Source organism: Kocuria sp. KD4, assembly GCF_011769905.1.
GTDB classification, from domain to species: Bacteria; Actinomycetota; Actinomycetes; order Actinomycetales; family Micrococcaceae; genus Kocuria; species Kocuria marina.
This window is the reverse complement of the sequence record NZ_CP050449.1, coordinates 2,473,917-2,490,833: the sequence shown is the minus strand read 5'-3', so window position 1 is coordinate 2,490,833 and position 16,917 is coordinate 2,473,917. Positions and strand designations below refer to the sequence as shown.

Below are 16,917 nucleotides of genomic sequence, written 5' to 3'. Positions count from 1 at the left end.
GCGGATTCCCGCTCGCGTTCCGTCAGCGGGGTGTCGTGCCGCCGCACCGTAGAGGCGCTCCGGAGCCAGAGCACCGTAGAGGCGCTCCGGAGCCAGAGCACCGTCTGGCCGATCTTCCGGGCACCCCCAGGCCACGAGCGCCCCAGGGCGGTGGCTCCCGAGTGACCCCTGGTGAAATGCTCGCGTCCTTGTTATTCTGAATACATCAAAATAAGACGGCATGGCGTGGTTCCACCCCGGGACCACCGCCCCACGAGGAGGTTGTCATGGCCAAGAAATCCACGAAGAACGCCAACTACACCGTTCCGGGTCTCACCACGGAGCAGGGCCACGGTGTGGCCGAGATCCTGCAGCAGCGGCTGCACGCGCTCAACGACCTGCAACTGACCCTCAAGCACGCCCACTGGAACGTGGTGGGTCCCAACTTCATCTCCGTCCACGAGATGCTGGACCCGCAGATCGAGGAGGTCCGCGGGTACGTGGACGAGCTCGCCGAGCGCATGGCCACCCTGGGTGTGCCGCCGAACGGTCTGCCCGGCGCCATCGTGGCCGAGCGCACGTGGGACGACTACGACGTCCAGCGCGCCTCCGGCGTGGAGCACCTCGCGGCACTGGACCTCGTCTACGACGGCGTCATCACCGACCATCGGGATGCCCTGGCCCGCATCAGCGACGTGGATCCCATCACCGAGGACATGCTGATCGCCCAGGTCCGCGGGCTCGAGCTCTTCCAGTGGTTCATGCGCTCGCACATCGAGTCCGATTCCGGCGTGCTGGAGAACTCCGCCGCCCGCACGGAGAAGGACGCCGCCAAGGCCGTCAAGCGCGGCCGGGTCGCCAAAAAGAAGTAACCACACATGTAGTAGAAGGACCCCCGGATCCGCATCATGCGGGTCCGGGGGTCCTTCCTCTGCGGTCGGGTGCCGCCGCACGCTGTCGTATGCCTTGGAGAACGACGACGCCGCTTGCGGTCACCCTGCTAAGGCGGCGTCGCGCCGTCGTCGCCGGATGGGCGACCGCGGGTCAGAACGCCAGGTTGAACACCCACACGCCCAGGGTCATGGTCGTGGCGGTGATCAGGACCAGGGCGATCAGGTTGAGCCCGATCCCGCCCTTGATCATCTGCCCGATGGTCACGTACCCGGAACCGAACGCGATGGCGTTGGGCGGGGTGGCCACCGGCAGCATGAACGCGCACGTGGCGGCGAGCGCCACGGGGATCGCCAGGAGCATGGGGTCCACGCCGATCCCCATGGCCACACCGCCGGCCACGGGCAGGAACGTGGCCGCGGTGGCCGTGTTGGACGTGAGCTCGGTGAGCAGCAGGATGCCGCCGGCCATGATGAGCACGAGCAACACCACGGGCAGTCCGCCGAGACCCTGGGCGCGCTCGCCGATCCACTCGGTGAGCCCGGAGGTGGAGAACTGCGCGGACAGGGCCAGGCCACCGCCGAACAGCAACAGCACGCCCCACGGCAATTTGACCGCGGAGTCCCAGTCCAGCAGGCGCACGCCCGGTGCCGCACCGGCCGGGCACAGGAACAGCAGCAGCCCCACGGCCATGGCGATGCCGGCGTCGGAGATGATGGGATCCGCGAAGAGCACCGGCACGAAGACCCAGGACAGCGCGGCGAGCACGAAGATGGTCAGCACACGCTTCTCACCCGGGGACATAGGGCCGAGCTTGGCGAGTTCGTCGTTGATGAGTTCCTTGCCGCCGGGGATCTCGGTGATCTCGGGCTTGAACAACACCTTGGTCAGCAGCACCCAGCACAGCGCGAGCAGCACCACGGCCAGGGGCACGCCCACGAGCATCCACTGACCGAAACCGATCGTGATGTCGTGCGCGTCCGAGAGGTAGCCGGCCATCAGGGTGTTGGGCGGGGTGCCGATGATGGTTCCCAATGAACCGATCGACGCCGCGTACGCGATCCCGAGCATCAGCGCGGTGCCGAAGTTGGACTTGACGATCTCCCCCTTGACCTCGTCGTCCTGGGGCTCGATCTCCTCCCGTGCGGGCGCGGCGGAGGTGCCCTGGGCGGCGTCGGCACCGGAACCGATCTTGGTCACGAGCAGCAGCACGGACACGCCGATCGGCAGCATCATCACGGCGGTCGCGGTGTTGGACACCCACATGGACAGGAAGCCCGTGGCCACCATGAACCCCGCGATCATCTGTGTGGGCTTGGTACCGATCACCTTGACGGTGAGCAGGGCGATCCGCCGGTGCAGGTTCCAGCGCTGCATCGCGAGCGCGAGCAGGAACCCGCCCATGAACAGGAAGATGACGTTGTTGCCGTAGGACGCCCCGACGGTGTCGAACTTCACGTCCGTGCCGAGCGTGGGGAACACCACCAGGGGGACCAGGGCGGTCGCGGGCAACGGCAGGGCCTCGGTCATCCACCACACGCCCATGAGCACGGCCGTGGCGGCCGTGAGCCGGGCGGCGTGGGGGACGTCCTGCGGCATCAGGGTGTAGATGAGCACCGCGAGCAACAGACCGCCCGCCAGGCCGATCCAGCGGACGGTGCGGGTGCGGGGTTTCTCCGCCTCCGCCCGTTCGCCCGGGGACTGGAAGTCCACCTCCTCACCGCGGTGAGGGTCCGGGTCCATGTTCTGCAGGTGCGCGCCGGGTACGGCCGGGTGACTCATGATGTCTCCACATCGTTGTGGGGAAAAGGTCGGTCATCCCAGCGTACGGCAGCGCGGCTCAGCTGACCGTGGCCACCCGGATGGTTTCGGGCAGGGCCTTGACGGCCGCCACCACGTCCTCCGTGACACCGTTGCCGCAGTCCGTGACCAGATAGCCCATCTGCCCCTTGGTCACGAGCTGCTGGCGGTCCACGTTGATCCCGTGCTCGCCGAGCACCGCGTTCACGCGAGCCAGCACGCCGGGCAGGTTGCTGTGGATGTGCAGCAACCGGGTGCCGTGGATGTGGGGGTCCAGCTGCACCTCGGGGAAGTTCACGGACAGGCTCGTGGTGCCGTAGCGGCAGTAGTCGATGAGCTTGCCGGAGACGAAACCGCCGATGTTCTCCTGGGCCTCCGCCGTGGAACCACCCACGTGCGGGGTGAGGATCACATTGGGCAGCCCCTGCAGCGGGGACTCGAACGCCTCGCCGGCGACCTTGGGTTCGGACGGGTAGACGTCCAGGCCCGCCCCGGCCAGGTGGCCGGAGACGAGGGCCTCGCGCAGGGCCTCGATGTCCACCACGTGACCGCGGGACAGGTTGAGGAACAGGGAACGGGGGCGCATCTGGCGGAATTGCTCCCGGCCGAACATGTTGGTGTTGCTCTCGCGCCCGTCCACGTGCAGGGTCACGGTCTCCACCGTGTTCAGCAGTTGCTCCAGGGAATCGCACTTGGTCGCGTTGCCCATGGCCAGGCGGTCCACGATGTCGTAGAAGTAGACGTTCATCCCGAAGGCCTCCGCCACGACCGACAACTGCTTGCCGATGTTGCCGTAGCCCACAATCCCCAGGGTGCGGCCCCGCACCTCGTGGGAGCCCTTGGCGGTCTTGTCCCACACGCCCTGGTGCATCGCGGAGTTCTTGTCCGTGAGGTGACGCGCCAGCGCGATGATCTCACCCAGCGCGAGCTCCACCACGGAACGCGTGTTGGAGTACGGCGCGTTGAACACGGCCGTGGCGGTGTCCGTGGCGGCGGTGAGATCGATCTGGTTGGTCCCGATGCAGAACGCACCCACGGCCTTGAGGGTGGGGTGCGCCTCGAACACTTCGCGGGTCACGCGCGTCTTGGAGCGGATCCCCAGCAGGTCCACGCCGTCCAGCGCGGCCATCAGTTCCTGCGGGTCCAGGGCACCCTTGCGGGTCTCCACCTCGAAGCCGCGGCTACGCAGCGAGTCGACGGCGTCGGTATGAATGTTCTCGAGCAGTAAGGCCTTCACCCGTCCATCCTATGGGGTGGGGCGCGGGCGCCCCGTTTCACGACGTAGCATTCCGGGTCACCCCCGAGCGCGGCGCTCGCGCGCGGGGTGACCCGGCGGCGTCGTCCTCCGGGACCGCGCCGTCCGCTCAGTCCCGGTACGCGCCCAGCAGCTTCTCGACGACGGCGCGCATCCCGTACTCGCGCGCGATCGTGTCCGCGGCCGCCCGACCCGCTCGCCGTCGCCGCTCGGGATCGGCGATCAGCTGCGCGAGGGCATCTTCGAGGGGTGGCTGGGTGTCGTCCACGACCGCGCCGGACCCCGTTCGCGCGACCGTGGGCGCGAGCCCGCACGTGTCCGTCACGACCACGGGCAGTCCCGCGGACATGGCCTCGAGAACCGACATGGGGTACGGCTCGTGGACGGAGGGTAGGACGTACACGTCCGATTCCGCCATCCACCGCGCCGCGCCCGCGGAGTCCACCGGGCCGGCCCACGAGAGGCGCTCGCCGAGGCCCGCGGCCGCGATCGCCGCGCGCACCGCGTCCCCCTGGCCCTCATCCGGGCCCACGAGCGTGAACGTGGCGCGCGGGAACCGCTCGGCCAGGGATCGCGCGGCGGCCACGAACGCGAGCGGACGCTTGCGATCCTGCAGACGCGCGAGGAACAGCACGCGACACTCGTCGTCTTCCCGCGGCACGCGGGGGCGCGAGGATACGGGCATCCCATTGTGCAGTTCCATGAGGTTCACGGGCCCGCGGGCGACCTCGGTGAGGTCCTGTTCCTCCTGAGGGGTGAGATAGCAGACCCGGTGCGCGTCCCGCAGCACCCGCCGGGTCAGCAGGGCGTCCAGGGGCCCCGCGAGGGGATTCTCGGACGGGTCGATCATCCCGTGGGTTTGCAGGACGGTTCGGGTGCCCGCGCGCTCCGCGAGCCACGCGGCCGGCAGGGTCAGCAGGTCACGCGCCGTGTGCACGTGCACCACGTCCGCGGTCGGCGCGACCCGGCGCAGCCACGACAGCATGGCCGGCGATGTGAGACCCGCGAAACCCGCACCCGGCAGGGCCTGGACGGGACGGAAGAGCTGCGTGCGCACGCCGTCGCGTTCGGTGGGCAGGGGCGCGCCCAGATCGGAGCCGGTCGCGGCGAGGATCACGTCGTGTCCGGCGTCGGCGAGCGCACGACACTGGTTGAGGGCCACCGTGGTGGGCCCGCCGTACGCGTTGGTGCCCGAGACCAGGGCGACGACCTGCAGGATCCGCATGCCGCTCACGCCTTCGTGGCCACGGGGGCGAGCACGCGCGCCCCGGCCGGGACGTCCCGCGTGACGAGCGCGGTGGCTCCCACGACGGCGCCCTCGCCCACCGTGACGCCGCGCAGGACGGTGGCTCGCAGGGCGATCCATGCGCCGTCGGCCACGGTGATGGGGGCGTTGTCGAACTCGAAGGCCGGGTCGTCCGCGCGGTGGCTGCCCGTGCACAGCATGGCGCCCTGCGACACGCACACGTCCGAGCCGATCGTGATGGGCTCCAGGTTGAGCAACCATGCGCCCACGCCGATCCACGAGTTCTCGCCCACGGCCAGTTTCCACGGCCAGTGGATCCGCACGTCGTGGCGGATCAGTGTGCCCTCCCCGATCTGCGCGCCGAAGGCCCGCAGGATGCGGGTGCGTACACTCGGCGGGCACAGGACGGACCGCTGCAGCGGTTCCGCCACGAGGGCCCACGCGGCACACTGCAGCGTTCCCCGGCCCTTGTCGTAGCCGCGGCCGGTGAAGGTGGCCAGGCGTCTCGTCGTGTGTGTCATGGTCTCTCCCTTGCCCGGGACCGCGATGGCGGTGCGATGGTCGTGGTCTGCGTGCCGAGGTGCGTGCCTCGGCGGTCTTCTCATGGGTCGTCCCGGCGGTACACCGGGGTGGAATACGCGATGCTGCCGTCCTGCCCGACGGCGCGCGCGACCGTGAAGCCGTGCGCCGGGGTGGCGACGTCCTGCCCGCCCACGATGCTCTGCGGCGGATCCTCGTACGCCACGTCCTGCTGCCCCACGGCGAGGCCGGCGGGCCACGTGTTGTGCAGCACCTCGAGCGAGCGCACGGGCTCGCGCGCCGTCAGCCGGAGGGACCGGGCGTCGGCGTCGCGGGGCGGTGGCGCCACGAGGTCGGTGAACGCCGCGCTGCGAGCGGAGGCGAGCGAGTAGTACGTGCGGCGGGCGGGCTGCGGGACGGCCGGGTCCTCGGGCGCGTAGACGACGACCGGCGCCCCACGGGTGCTGCTGAGTCTTCGCCCGGTTCCGTCCGTGACGTCCACGACGGCGTACACCCAGCTCCCGGCGTCCGCCTCGATTCCGCGATCGAGCACCGCCGCCCCGGCTTCGCCTGCGGCGACCGTGACGGGGTCGGAGCTCGCGAGGTCGCGCTCGTCCCGCGCGATGACGCGCACCCGCACCCGGACGGGCTCCGCGCCGTGGTTGATCGCCAGGCCCTCCGCCAGGACGTTACGACCCTCGATCAGGAACTGGGGGGACGTCACGTAGCCCACGGGGTCCCGGGTGGGCGGGGTCTCGCCGCGGAACTGCGCCGCGAAGTGGGCCGTGAGGTCCGCGCGCGTGGTGCCCCAGTCGGTGGTCGGTTGCACGGCCGTGCGTTCCACGACGTCGTTCCAGGTCACCGCGGTGGCCCACCCGGCGCCGGCGTCGCGTTGCAGCTGCCACTGGGAGCGCCACAGTTCGGTGGCCCGAGCATCCACGTACCCGCCGTTGGTGGTCTCCCGGTTGTACCCGGGCAGGATCCCGCCTGCGAACGCGGTGTCGTGCTCGCGGGCCCAGCGGGCGACGTCGGGAAGGATCATGGAGTCGTGGTCGTCGAAGAGCCACACCGCCTCGAAGAGTCCGGCGTACGGGTCCACGGCGGCCGCATCGAAGGCATTGTCGTTCTGGCTCGCGGCGGTGCGCAGCTCGGCCACGACGTAGACGGCGATCCCGTCCCGTTCGAGACCGCGGCGGCACGCGAGCCAGTCGTCGGGGGACAGCGCACGGGCGTCGTAGACCCACACGACCAGCGCGTCGTCGATCCGCGCGGCGGACGGGCGGTCCTTCGCCGCGGCCACGTACTCCCTGATCAGGGACTCGGCCCCGGAGCGGGACGTGACCTGGATGCACGCGGCGACCGCGAAACCGCGGGCCCCGTCCTGCCAGGTCGGGTCCGCCGCCGCCATCCAGTCGGTGACGAAGTCGTCACCGGAATTGACGTCCTCCAGCAGCAGGATCTGCATCCCCGTGAGACCCGCGGCCCGGGCCTGGTCGAGCTGCGACTGCACGAGCTGCGGGTAGGGCGTGCCCGCCGGGGCGAGGAAGAGTGGGCGCTCGCTGCCGTAGTGGGTCTGCGGATCCTCGCTCAGCGGCAGCCCCTGGGGCACCATGTGCGCCCAGACCTGCCGGTCGGGCAGGGAATCCGCGCCCCGCGTCCACGTGGTCCGGTCCGGATCCTCCCCGCAGGACGCGGCCAGCAGGACCGCCGCGGATCCGGTCAGGACGAACAAACCGCGGCGCGTGACGGAGACTCCCCGTGACGGGGCCCGCTCATCCCGCATCGATGACTGCATCCTCACGCACCCCGTCCGCGCGGTGCCATCGCGCGAGCCGCGCGGACCGGCGCTGCAGATAGCGCGCGGTCCAGGGCCGGACGAGGCGGTCCAGGACGGTCACCAGGATCATCATGGACACGATCCGACTGACGGCGCGCGTGTTGTACTGCGTGATCATCACGACCATGAGCAAGGACATGCCCAGCACCGCGGAGAGGAAGAGCACCATGGTGGGGTGGGGGTTGGACGCCACGCTCTTGAGGCAGATACGCACCACCAGGGCCCACACGAGCGTGAAGAGCAGGAGTACGAACCCGCCGAAGCTGGCCCATTCACCCAGTGCGGAATACGGGATGAACTCGTGGACGCGCATGTGGAAGAGGATGTCGTACCAGCCCACCATGGATCCCGGGCCGGGGTTGAGCGAAATGAGCATGTCCGACGCCGTGATCCCCTGCTGCCGGCTCACGAAGATCAACAGCGGGACACTGAACCCGAAACTGCTCGTGGTGGTCACCAGGGACTTCCCGAAGAATGCGGGGTCCTGGAGGATCTTCTCCATCGCGTGGGCGTAGGGGATCAACCCGTGCATGTTCAGTTCACGGCAGTAGAGCGGGATGGGCAGCAGGATCACGGTGATGATCGCCGTGCCGAGCCAGCCCAACCAGGACATCTTGCCGCCTGCCAGGAACTTGCCCACCATGTAGAGCAGGATGACGCCGGCGAACACCCGCGTGGCGCACGCGAACAGGACCACGAGCCACAACACCATGGCCACCCGTGCCAACGTGGGATGCTTCACGGACAGGAACCCCGCCGCCAACACGGCCGCCGGTTGTACCACGCTCACGGCCGAGACCAGCGGTGCGGGTGCCACGAACTCCAGGTACCGGGGCGCCTCCAGCAGGTAGTGACCCTTGGTGAGGATCATCAATGCCAGGGTCCCGAACGTGACCAGCAACCACAGCCAGGACAGTGACCGCACTTGGGCACCCACCGTGTGGATGAGCGAACGCCAGGAGACCGTGGCCCCCGGGAGCGGGACCAGCAGGGCCAGGATCAGCCCCGCGATCGCCCAGGACACCAGGCGCGCAGCGTCCTCGTGGTCGTAGGCACCCCACACGGGTGTGAAGGGGCTGGGGATCGTCACGACGGAGTGGTCCAGAAAGTACACCGTGGACGCCCAACTGACCAGCAGGAAGAGGATCAGTGTCAGGACCGGGACCCGGTCCAACGTGACGGCACGCTGCCAGTTCACGACGCCGAGTAGCTCGAGCGGTTCACCGCGGTGGCTCCGGACGGGTGCCGGTGGGAGCCGAGTCGCCGTCCGAGTGCCTGCGCCAGGGCGATGCCGGCCACGGCCCCGATCCCGGAGCCGATCAGGGCCCAACGCTTCACGCTGGGCTTGTTGTCGGACGTGGCGGCCTCCGCCTGCTGGACGATGGCCACGTCCACCTGGGACATGCCCTCGCTCTGGGGCGAGAACTGCCGGATGGAGTCCCGCAGGCCGGTCGCGAGGTCATCGGCGATGGCCGCGCTGCGCTGACCGTTGGTGTCCGTGTACGCGAGCTTCACGAGGCTCGAGCCGGTGGGGACCTCCACGGAGAGGTCCTTGGCGATGTCGTCCGTGCTCCGGTCGTGATCCGCGGCCTCGTTGAGCACGCTCGAGGTCATGGCCAGGTTGGTGTACGTGGGCATGTTGCTCAGGATGTACTGCGACACAGATTCGGTCTGACCGCTCGGCAGGTTCTGCGCCGGGGTCACCATCACGGTGGTGGTCGATGTGTAGGTCTGTGGTCGCAGCGCCGCCGCGAGCCCTCCGACGAGCGCGCCGAGCACGATGGTGCTCAGGACGACGGCCAAGAATTTGGCAACAGTGTTGCGTGCACGTGAAGACACGTGATCCCCCAATTTCCTCTGTGCTCCCGTCAGCCCGACGAGAGCACACCTCTTTGATTAAATTTGTCGTCCTGAATGTGGACTAATCTTTATCTAATTACCCCTGTTTAGGGGACAGGATTGACTTCGATCCGCGGGTTGTAAATTCCCGTGGACGGTTCGCAGAACCCCCTGGAAACAACCCCTACAGCCCGCTACATCCGCATGGTACCGGGGGTAAAACCGGTGTGCCGTCTCCCTGGGCCGCGGATGCCTGTAACCATGATAGCCTCCATGTTGATCTATTGTTTATATGACAAAGAATTTGTCAGCAATTTCTCACTCCGGGGAGCCTCGACGGGTGGAGTGGGATGTGGTGACGGGGGAGAGGACCACCATGCCCAGGCTTACTGTCATCATGCCCGCCTATCGGTCGGGTGCCACCGTGGAGAGCGCCATGCGTTCCACGCTGCGGGCCATGCCGCGGGACGCGGAGTTGGTGGTGTCCGTGGACGGCCCGGACGCCGAGACCGAACGTGCGGCCCGCCGGGTGACGGACCGCCGCGTCGTCGTCCGGACCGATGCCGTCAACCGGGGGACCGTGGCATGCATGCGCCGGGCCCTGGAGTCCACGGACAGCGAGCTCGTGGCCCGCATGGACTCGGACGACATCTCCCTGCCGTGGCGTTTCCGGGTGGGCTTCCGGGCCGTGCGCCACGCGGACATCGTGTGCGGCACGGGGATCCGCTTCGGTCGGGGGATGCTCCCGCGCCCCGGGTACCCGGGCAGTTTCACGACCCGCGAGATCGGGCTGCTGCTGCCGTTCGTCAACCCCCTGTTCCACTCGAGCATGCTCGCCACCCGGGAGGCGCTCGTGGCCGCGGACGCCTACGCGCGACCCAACACCGCGGAGGACTACGTCCTGTGGCTCGACGCCCTGCGCGCCGGGGCCCGGATCGTGAAACTGGCCACCCCCGTGGTGGCCTACCGGTTGAGTGAGAGCCAGCTGTCGAGTTCGGACACCTACCTGGAGCGCATCGTCTCCGACCCCGAGATCCGGCGCGCGTGGACCGCGTGGGCCCACGCCTCCGGGCGGCCGTGGCTCGAGGCCAACGGCGGGGTCCCCGGATCCATCCGGGGCACGCGGGAACAGCTCGAGGCCATCGTGGCCGGGGTGCGCCCCGGAACGCGGCACTACACGCGGCGTCAGTTGGCGAGAGCCGCCACCCTCATCCCGGCACCGGCATGCTGAACCAGATCAAGTCGCTCATTGAGCGCGCGATCCCGCGGATGTCCTCCGCGATCGTGATCCTCACGCTCGCCGCGTTCACGTCCCCGCATTACGTGGGAATCTACAACGTGGTGACCCTGCTCTACACGGCCATCCAGGTCACGATCGACTCCGGGGCCCGGTTCGCGGTGATCCGTGTGCTGACCGAACCCGGGGGCATGAAGATCATGAACCGCTACCGGGTGATCATGCCCGTCCTGGCCTTCGTGATCCTTACCGGGCTCATGCTGTTCCTGCTGCACAACGGGACGCTCGAGAACTGGGGCGAGTTCTTCCAGGTGCTGCCCGTGGCGCTCGCGCCCGGTTTCGGGGCCCTGGGTCTGCTGTACGTGGGCACGCTGCAGGCCACCAACCAGTGGGGGACCCTGGCCCGGATGCAGTTGCGGGCCTCCCTCGTGGGTTTGCTCGTGGGCGGGACCATCCTGGTGCTGACCCACTCGCTGCTGGGCCCGGCCCTGCAGCTGGCCGTCACGGAGGGCATGTTCGCCCTGCTGTGCTGGCGCCGTGCGCGCCGTAACACCCAGCCCCTGCCGCACTCCACTCCGGGCGAGCGTTCGATCCTCTCCGACATGGGCACGATGTCCGGCTACGCGCTGGTGTCCTGGTTCCAGGGCCAGGCCGAGCGACTGTTCATGGCCGTGTTCGCCGGCACCGCCGTCCTCGGTACCTACACCGCGGGCAGCGCCGTGGGCCGCGCCCCGGGGGACGCCCTGGCCGCGTCCACCGCGAACGTGGTGCGCGTGGGGATCGCGGACAAGGAGACCCCGGAGGAGATCCGGAGTGCGAGTGACCATTTGTTGCTGCGCGCGCTCATGCTCGCCTTCGCGTGCGTGCTGATCGCCCTCACGGCGAGCGTGGTCCTCACGCCCCTGCTGGGTGGCGACTGGAAACCCGCGATGTCCATGGTGCCGTTCATCGCCATGGTGTCCTTCCCCGTAGTGCTGTCCTGGGCGGCCTCCGTGCTGCTCGTGCGCACCGGTGCGGCCTGGAAGACGTTCGTGGGTCCGGTGATCGGCGTGGTCTTCGGTGCGCTGATCGCATGGGTCGCGTCGTTCGACCTGCACCTCGCGGCCACGCTGCTGGTCATCCGTGAGTTCGCCGTGGTCCTCGTCGCATACGTCCTGGTGGGTCGCAGTGCGCCGTGGCGGTCGTTCCTGGTGGCTGCGGTCCTCTCGACCATTGGGCTGGCGGGCTGCTGGCTCCTGGTGGCATAGGGCCAACGCACAACCCGTTCCCGGTCTGCGGACGCAGCATGACGCCATGACCACCTCGACCCCGGCGACCGGCCGGTCCACGTTCCTGCGCGGGCGTCTCGACGAGCCCGCGGTCACCGGCGGCGGGTCCCGCGGCGGCGTCGTCCTTTGAGGCCGCAACGGGTACGACGACGCTGCGCCCCTCCCGCTCCCCGCTCACCCGATGGTGGGTGGCCGCGGCGGGGGGTGGTGTTGATCGGGGTGGTCGCGTTCAGTCGGCTCTACCTGGGGTACCACTGGCTCACGGACGTGACGGCCTCGATGCTGCTCGCGATCGCGATCCTGGGCTTGGTCGTGGGCGTGGACGCGTGGCGTCCCGCGGCGCGGCGGGCGGAGCTCACTCGAGCGTGAGCACCGCCTCGATGGCCTCCTCGAGCACGGCGATCACACCGGTGCATTCGATGGCGTAATCCGCTGCCCCTCCGGTGATCTCCCGGATCCGTTCCAGCGAGTCCTCCTTCCGGGAGGTGATCCCGTGCGTGGCCCCGTAGCGCTGGGCGAGCTCCAGGCGGGAGTCATGCAGGTCCACCGCGATGATCGTGGCCGCGGCCGAATTGTGGGCTGCCATGATGGCCCCGAGTTCCACGGCACCCACACCGTAGACCACCACGGATTCACCCGGGGCGGGGTTCGCGGTGTTGAGCACGGCTCCCGCCCCGGTGGTGATACCGCACGCGAGGGGGCCCGCGAGTTCCAGGGGAACGGACTCGTCCACGGCCACGTTCTCCACGCCCGGGCCGATCTTCGTGACGATCCCGGCACCCTCGTGGCCCAGCACTCCGGGCAGCGGCAGCGGCATATTTGCCCGCTTAGGTGTTCAGGTCCGTGTGGCACAGGCCCGTGGCCACGATCTTAACCACCGCCTCACCGGGACCCGACTCGTCCACGGTGAGTTCTTCCCACCGGAACGGCGCATCGACGTGATCGACCACGTAGGCGTGGATGTTCATGGACGCCTTCTCGAGCAGGGCGCTCGGCTCTGAACGCCGGGCTCCCATGCTATTTGCGGTCGGCACGCCGCGGCCATCCCCGCGGGGCAGCGGAGATGACCCGCATCGCGCGGGCCGTCACGGCATCATGCGAAGAGTTCGCCCATGACACGGAGTGTCCCTTCATCACACGGAGTGTCCCCGCATCAAGTGGGGCATCCGGTCGCTCAGGCGCCCCGCGCCTGCTCGCGATTCGCGCGGTACCAGGCCACGGCGTCGTCGAGCCCGGTGGGCAGGTCGATCGAGGCGGACCAGCCCAGCGAACGCAACAGGGAGACGTCCATCAGCTTGCGGGGCGTCCCGTCCGGCTTGGAGGTGTCCCACGAGGTGGTGCCCTCGTACCCGGTGGCCGAGGCCACAAGGCCGGCGAGTTCCTTGATGGTCACGTCCTCGCCGGTGCCCACGTTGACCTGCTGGGGCCCGTCGTAATGCTCCATGAGGTACAGGCACGCCGTGGCCAGGTCCGACACGTGCAGGAACTCGCGCCGCGGTGAACCCGAACCCCAGTTGGTGATCTCGGTGTCACCGGCACGCACGGCCTCGTCGTAGCGGCGGATCATGGCGGGCAGCACGTGGGAGCCGGACGGGGAGAAGTTGTCCCCGGGGCCGTAGAGGTTGGTGGGCATCGCGGAGATCCACGGCAGCCCGTACTGGCGTCGCATCGACTGCACGTGCAGGATGCCGGCGATCTTGGCGATCGCGTAGGCGTCGTTGGTGGGCTCCAGGTACCCCGTGAGCAGCGAGTCCTCGCGCAGCGGTTGTTCCGCGAGTTTGGGGTAGATGCAGGAGGAGCCCAGGAATAGCACGCGTTCCACGCCCGCGGTGCGTGCGGCGTCCAGGATGTTGAGCTGGATCCGCAGGTTGTCGGACAGGAAGTCCACGGGCTGGGAATTGTTCGCGCCGATCCCGCCCACCTTGGCCGCCGCGAGCACGAGGTAGCGCGGCCTGTGTTCGGCCATGAACGCCTCCACGGCCGCACGGTCCCGCAGGTCCAGCTCACGGGAGCTCGCACCGATCAGGTTCTCGAAACCCTCGTCCTGGAGGTGACGCCAGATGGCGGAACCCACGAGACCGCGGTGACCGGCCACGTAGAACGGCGCGGAGCGGTCCAGCGCGCCGGGGGTGTAGGCGACGTCGTCGGTCGTGCGGGCATCGGCCGGGTCGCTCACCGTGTGCGGCCAGTGCTCCTGGCCGGCAGAGGTGTCCCGGCGGTTCGCCACGTCCGCGCTCACGCCGCGTGCTCCGGCGTCCAGATGCGCTCGGACACGGTGTCGATCCACGGGGAACCGGCGCACTCCAGGGCAGCGCGGTCCGCGTCCACCATGATCCGCGCGAGCTCCGGGGCGTGCACCGTGGCCTTCCACCCGAGCTTCTGCTCGGCCTTGGACGGGTCACCGATGAGCGCGTCCACCTCGGTGGGGCGCAGGTAACGGTCGTCGAAGCGGACGTGCTTCTCCCAGTCCAGCCCGGCGTGCTCGAACGCGGTCTCCAGGAACTCGCGCACCGTGGACGGGCGGCCCGTGGCCAGCACGAAGTCCTCCGGTTCGTCCACCTGGAGCATGCGCCACATGCCCTCCACGTACTCCGCCGCGTAGCCCCAGTCGCGCACGGCGTCCAGGTTGCCCATGTAGAGCAGGTCCTGCTTGCCCGCCGCGATCGCGGCCACGGCACGCGTGATCTTGCGGGTCACGAACGTCTCGCCGCGGCGCGGGGACTCGTGGTTGAAGAGGATCCCGTTCACGGCGAACATGTCGTACGCCTCGCGGTAGTTCTTGGTGATCCAGTAGGAGTAGATCTTGGCCGCGCCGTACGGGGAGCGCGGGTAGAACGGGGTGTCCTCGTTCTGCGGCGGGGGAGTGGCCCCGAACAGCTCGGACGTCGAGGCCTGGTAGAAGCGGCACTTCACCCCGGCGCGGCGCACGGCCTCGAGCAGACGCACGGTGCCGAGGCCCGTGGTGTCACCCGTGTGCTCGGGCTCGTCGAAGGACACGCGCACGTGCGACTGGGCCGCGAGGTTGTAGACCTCGTCCGGGTCTATCTCGCCCAGCAGCGTGACCAGACGGGCGGCGTCGGAAAGATCGCCGTAGTGCAGGAACAGCCGCGCCTGCGGGTCGTGCGGGTCCTGGTACAGGTGGTCGATGCGGGACGTGTTGAACGTGGACGCGCGGCGGATCAGGCCGTGGACCTCGTAGCCCTTGGCGAGCAACAGCTCCGCGAGGTAGGAACCGTCCTGCCCGGTGATGCCGGTGATGAGTGCTTTCTTGGTCATGAGTGGTCTCCCCTGTGTGACGTGGTACGTCGGGACGGGTGTCCCGGCCGATCAGGAATGCAGTGCCGCCGCAGGTGCGGTGGTCTCGGTGGGTAGCAGTGCGCGCAGCGCGGTGCTGAAGGCGCGGACCGCGGCGCCGGCGCTGAGGACGTCGCGCACGTAGCGGCGTCCGCCGCGGTGCGTGGCGCCGCCGGTCGCGATCCACTCCTCGTGCAGTTGTAGGGCGCCCGCCACGAGTGCCTCGGGATCCCCGGGCGCCACACGGATGCCCGCGTCCGCGGCGTCGAGCTCGGCGGCGGACGGGCTCTCGGCCTCGACGGCCGCGAGCACGGGACGGCCAGCGGTGAAGTAGCTCGTGAGCTTGCTCGGGACGCACATCTCCTTGAGCCCCGGTCGTTCGTTGACCAGCAGGACGTCCGCGGCGCGCAGCAGTCCGGCGTAGGTCTCGTCGTCGACCCCGGGCAGGACCTCGAAGCGCGGCGTGCGTCGGGCCAGCTCCTCGAGCTGCGGGCGCTGGTGCCCGCCGCCCACGAGCACAAACCGCAGCGGCGCTCCCGTGCGCTCGGCAACGTCCGCGGCCGCGGCGACGTTCGCGAGGTCCTGTTTGGCCCCCATGTTGCCCGTATGCAGGACGACGACGTCGCCCGCGCCCCACCCGAAACGACGCCGTAGTTCGTCGGTGTCCACCGAGGGGGTCTGGGAGATGTGGGTCCAGTTGCGCACGGTGCTGATCCGGCGCGCGGGCACGGCCATCTCGCGGCGCAGGTAGTCCGAGAAGCGGTCGTGGATCACGACCACCCCCTGGCACGAGCGCAGGAAGGTGCTCTCGATACCGCGCATGACGCGCGCCACGGGTCCGCTCGCCGCGCCAGTCTCGGTGAGCCCGGCGGTGTAGATGTCCTGCACCCACGCGATTACCGGCGTGCGGCTCAGCGCGGCGCGCACCCGCACGATCGCCGACGAGAACAGGGCGGGGCTCACGACCACGACGGCGTCGGGATCGCCCCACGCGGCGGTCGCGGCACGCAGACCGAAGACGATCTCCATTCCCAGCCGGCGCAGCTGTCCGGCGTCGTGGGGAACGGGGTGCGGCACGCGGAGGACGGGTACGCCGTCGATCTCCTCGTGCGCGGCGCGGCGGTGCGAATACCCTTCGTGGACGCGCCACTGCGGGTAGTGCGGGAGACCCGTGATGACCCGGGCGTCCCATCCCTCCTCGCGCAGCGCGCGAGCCATGCCGGCGGTGTACGGGGCGATGCCCGTGTGTTCCGGTGAATAGTTGAGTCCGATGATCAGGACGCGTGCTGCCACGCTATCTCCTCCCCCATGAAAAGCGGAACAGCTCAGCCGCTGCCGCTTTTCCCGAATGGGCGGACTTCCCCAGTCCGCCTCCGCGCCACGTGGTGCAGCAATGCCTCATGGCTGTCCCACCGGGAGCGGTGAATGTCGCCGAAACACGAATCCCGCGTGTCCCGACGTTTGCCATCATAATCGTGTGCACAAGCACCTAACACCACAGTGATGACAATTCTGTGTGGGCTCATATAGGTACACGTGGGTATCACCTCAGGTGGGAGCGCGAAAAACAGTGATCTTGATGTAAAACCACACATTAGGGGACGGTAATCTCGGTCACGACCGGTGTCTCCCTGGCTATGCTTTATGAGTGCAAACATGCACGACTCCCGCGGGGGAACGCGAAAGTGACGCGGAGTTCGGGGCATCGATCCGCACTTCGGGGTGGGGCCCGGTCTTCGAGAGGGCACCCAT

General features: G+C 69.0%; 16 protein-coding genes. 4 read left to right on the top strand and 12 right to left on the bottom strand.

Annotated elements, in window-relative coordinates; translation table 11 throughout:
* Positions 1–266 precede the first annotated feature (266 nt).
* Positions 267–851, top strand: a complete 585-nt coding sequence (locus HBK84_RS11115; RefSeq protein WP_162229868.1) for a Dps family protein — start codon at positions 267–269, stop codon at positions 849–851.
* Between the two features lie 172 nt (positions 852–1,023).
* Here HBK84_RS11115 and HBK84_RS11110 read toward each other — a convergent pair whose 3' ends face one another.
* From HBK84_RS11110 to HBK84_RS11080, 7 genes are all read right to left on the bottom strand, one after another.
* Positions 1,024–2,652, bottom strand: coding sequence for a DASS family sodium-coupled anion symporter (locus tag HBK84_RS11110; RefSeq protein WP_167318916.1), 1,629 nt, complete (start codon positions 2,650–2,652; stop codon positions 1,024–1,026).
* Between the two features lie 58 nt (positions 2,653–2,710).
* A complete protein-coding gene (gene serA / locus HBK84_RS11105) occupies positions 2,711–3,907 on the bottom strand; it encodes a phosphoglycerate dehydrogenase (RefSeq protein ID WP_167318915.1) in 1,197 nt (398 codons plus the stop codon).
* Positions 3,908–4,034: 127 nt separating this feature from the next.
* Entirely contained in the window at positions 4,035–5,150 is a 1,116-nt protein-coding gene (locus HBK84_RS11100) for a glycosyltransferase (protein ID WP_167318914.1), read from the bottom strand.
* Positions 5,151–5,155: 5 nt separating this feature from the next.
* Positions 5,156–5,692: a putative colanic acid biosynthesis acetyltransferase gene (locus tag HBK84_RS11095; protein ID WP_085106563.1), complete on the bottom strand. Its 537-nt coding sequence runs from the start codon at positions 5,690–5,692 to the stop codon at positions 5,156–5,158.
* Between the two features lie 80 nt (positions 5,693–5,772).
* Positions 5,773–7,422, bottom strand: a complete 1,650-nt coding sequence (locus tag HBK84_RS11090; RefSeq protein ID WP_167318913.1) for a hypothetical protein — start codon at positions 7,420–7,422, stop codon at positions 5,773–5,775.
* A 40-nt stretch (positions 7,423–7,462) separates the two neighbouring features.
* The gene (locus HBK84_RS11085) at positions 7,463–8,725 is read right to left on the bottom strand and encodes a hypothetical protein (RefSeq protein WP_167318912.1); all 1,263 of its coding nucleotides are present in this window, start codon (positions 8,723–8,725) and stop codon (positions 7,463–7,465) included.
* Complete coding sequence (locus HBK84_RS11080) at positions 8,722–9,366, bottom strand: YveK family protein (RefSeq protein WP_167318911.1); 645 nt, start codon at positions 9,364–9,366, stop codon at positions 8,722–8,724. The genes HBK84_RS11085 and HBK84_RS11080 overlap by 4 nt, the downstream gene beginning before the upstream one ends.
* Positions 9,367–9,742: 376 nt before the next feature.
* Between HBK84_RS11080 and HBK84_RS11075 the strand changes: the two genes are divergently transcribed.
* From HBK84_RS11075 to HBK84_RS11065, 3 genes are all read left to right on the top strand, one after another.
* A complete protein-coding gene (locus HBK84_RS11075; RefSeq protein ID WP_167318910.1) occupies positions 9,743–10,597 on the top strand; it encodes a glycosyltransferase family 2 protein in 855 nt (284 codons plus the stop codon).
* Positions 10,591–11,850, top strand: a complete 1,260-nt coding sequence (locus tag HBK84_RS11070) for a lipopolysaccharide biosynthesis protein (RefSeq protein ID WP_064845616.1) — start codon at positions 10,591–10,593, stop codon at positions 11,848–11,850. The genes HBK84_RS11075 and HBK84_RS11070 overlap by 7 nt, the downstream gene beginning before the upstream one ends.
* Positions 11,851–12,090: 240 nt before the next feature.
* Positions 12,091–12,240: a phosphatase PAP2 family protein gene (locus HBK84_RS11065; protein ID WP_167318909.1), complete on the top strand. Its 150-nt coding sequence runs from the start codon at positions 12,091–12,093 to the stop codon at positions 12,238–12,240.
* Here the strand turns inward: HBK84_RS11065 and HBK84_RS11060 are convergent.
* The 5 genes from HBK84_RS11060 to HBK84_RS11045 form a co-directional block, all read right to left on the bottom strand.
* Positions 12,227–12,688 carry a zinc-binding dehydrogenase gene (locus HBK84_RS11060; protein ID WP_240918992.1) on the bottom strand — a complete coding sequence of 154 codons (462 nt, stop codon included), beginning with the start codon at positions 12,686–12,688 and terminating at the stop codon, positions 12,227–12,229. The two genes, HBK84_RS11065 and HBK84_RS11060, sit on opposite strands and share 14 nt — an antisense overlap.
* A 10-nt stretch (positions 12,689–12,698) precedes the next feature.
* On the bottom strand, positions 12,699–12,905 hold the full coding sequence (locus HBK84_RS12920; RefSeq protein WP_240918991.1) for a hypothetical protein: 207 nt from the start codon (positions 12,903–12,905) through the stop codon (positions 12,699–12,701).
* Positions 12,906–13,045: 140 nt separating this feature from the next.
* Positions 13,046–14,047 carry a GDP-L-fucose synthase gene (locus HBK84_RS11055; RefSeq protein ID WP_167319209.1) on the bottom strand — a complete coding sequence of 334 codons (1,002 nt, stop codon included), beginning with the start codon at positions 14,045–14,047 and terminating at the stop codon, positions 13,046–13,048.
* A 59-nt stretch (positions 14,048–14,106) separates the two neighbouring features.
* Positions 14,107–15,147 (bottom strand): GDP-mannose 4,6-dehydratase, encoded by a 1,041-nt coding sequence (gene gmd, locus HBK84_RS11050; protein WP_035964951.1) that lies wholly within the window; start codon positions 15,145–15,147, stop codon positions 14,107–14,109.
* A 51-nt stretch (positions 15,148–15,198) separates the two neighbouring features.
* The gene (locus HBK84_RS11045; protein ID WP_131333603.1) at positions 15,199–16,458 is read right to left on the bottom strand and encodes a glycosyltransferase family 4 protein; all 1,260 of its coding nucleotides are present in this window, start codon (positions 16,456–16,458) and stop codon (positions 15,199–15,201) included.
* Positions 16,459–16,917: the final 459 nt, after the last annotated feature.

Excerpts from the sequence above, each read along its gene's own strand:
- HBK84_RS11115 (WP_162229868.1), top strand. The coding sequence starts at position 267 with ATGGCCAAGAAATCCACGAAGAACGCCAACTACACCGTTCCGGGTCTC.
- HBK84_RS11110 (WP_167318916.1), bottom strand. The coding sequence starts at position 2,652 with ATGAGTCACCCGGCCGTACCCGGCGCGCACCTGCAGAACATGGACCCG.
- HBK84_RS11100 (WP_167318914.1), bottom strand. The coding sequence starts at position 5,150 with ATGCGGATCCTGCAGGTCGTCGCCCTGGTCTCGGGCACCAACGCGTAC.
- HBK84_RS11095 (WP_085106563.1), bottom strand. The coding sequence starts at position 5,692 with ATGACACACACGACGAGACGCCTGGCCACCTTCACCGGCCGCGGCTAC.
- HBK84_RS11075 (WP_167318910.1), top strand. The coding sequence starts at position 9,743 with ATGCCCAGGCTTACTGTCATCATGCCCGCCTATCGGTCGGGTGCCACC.
- HBK84_RS11070 (WP_064845616.1), top strand. The coding sequence starts at position 10,591 with ATGCTGAACCAGATCAAGTCGCTCATTGAGCGCGCGATCCCGCGGATG.
- HBK84_RS11060 (WP_240918992.1), bottom strand. The coding sequence starts at position 12,688 with ATGCCGCTGCCGCTGCCCGGAGTGCTGGGCCACGAGGGTGCCGGGATC.
- gmd (WP_035964951.1), bottom strand. The coding sequence starts at position 15,147 with ATGACCAAGAAAGCACTCATCACCGGCATCACCGGGCAGGACGGTTCC.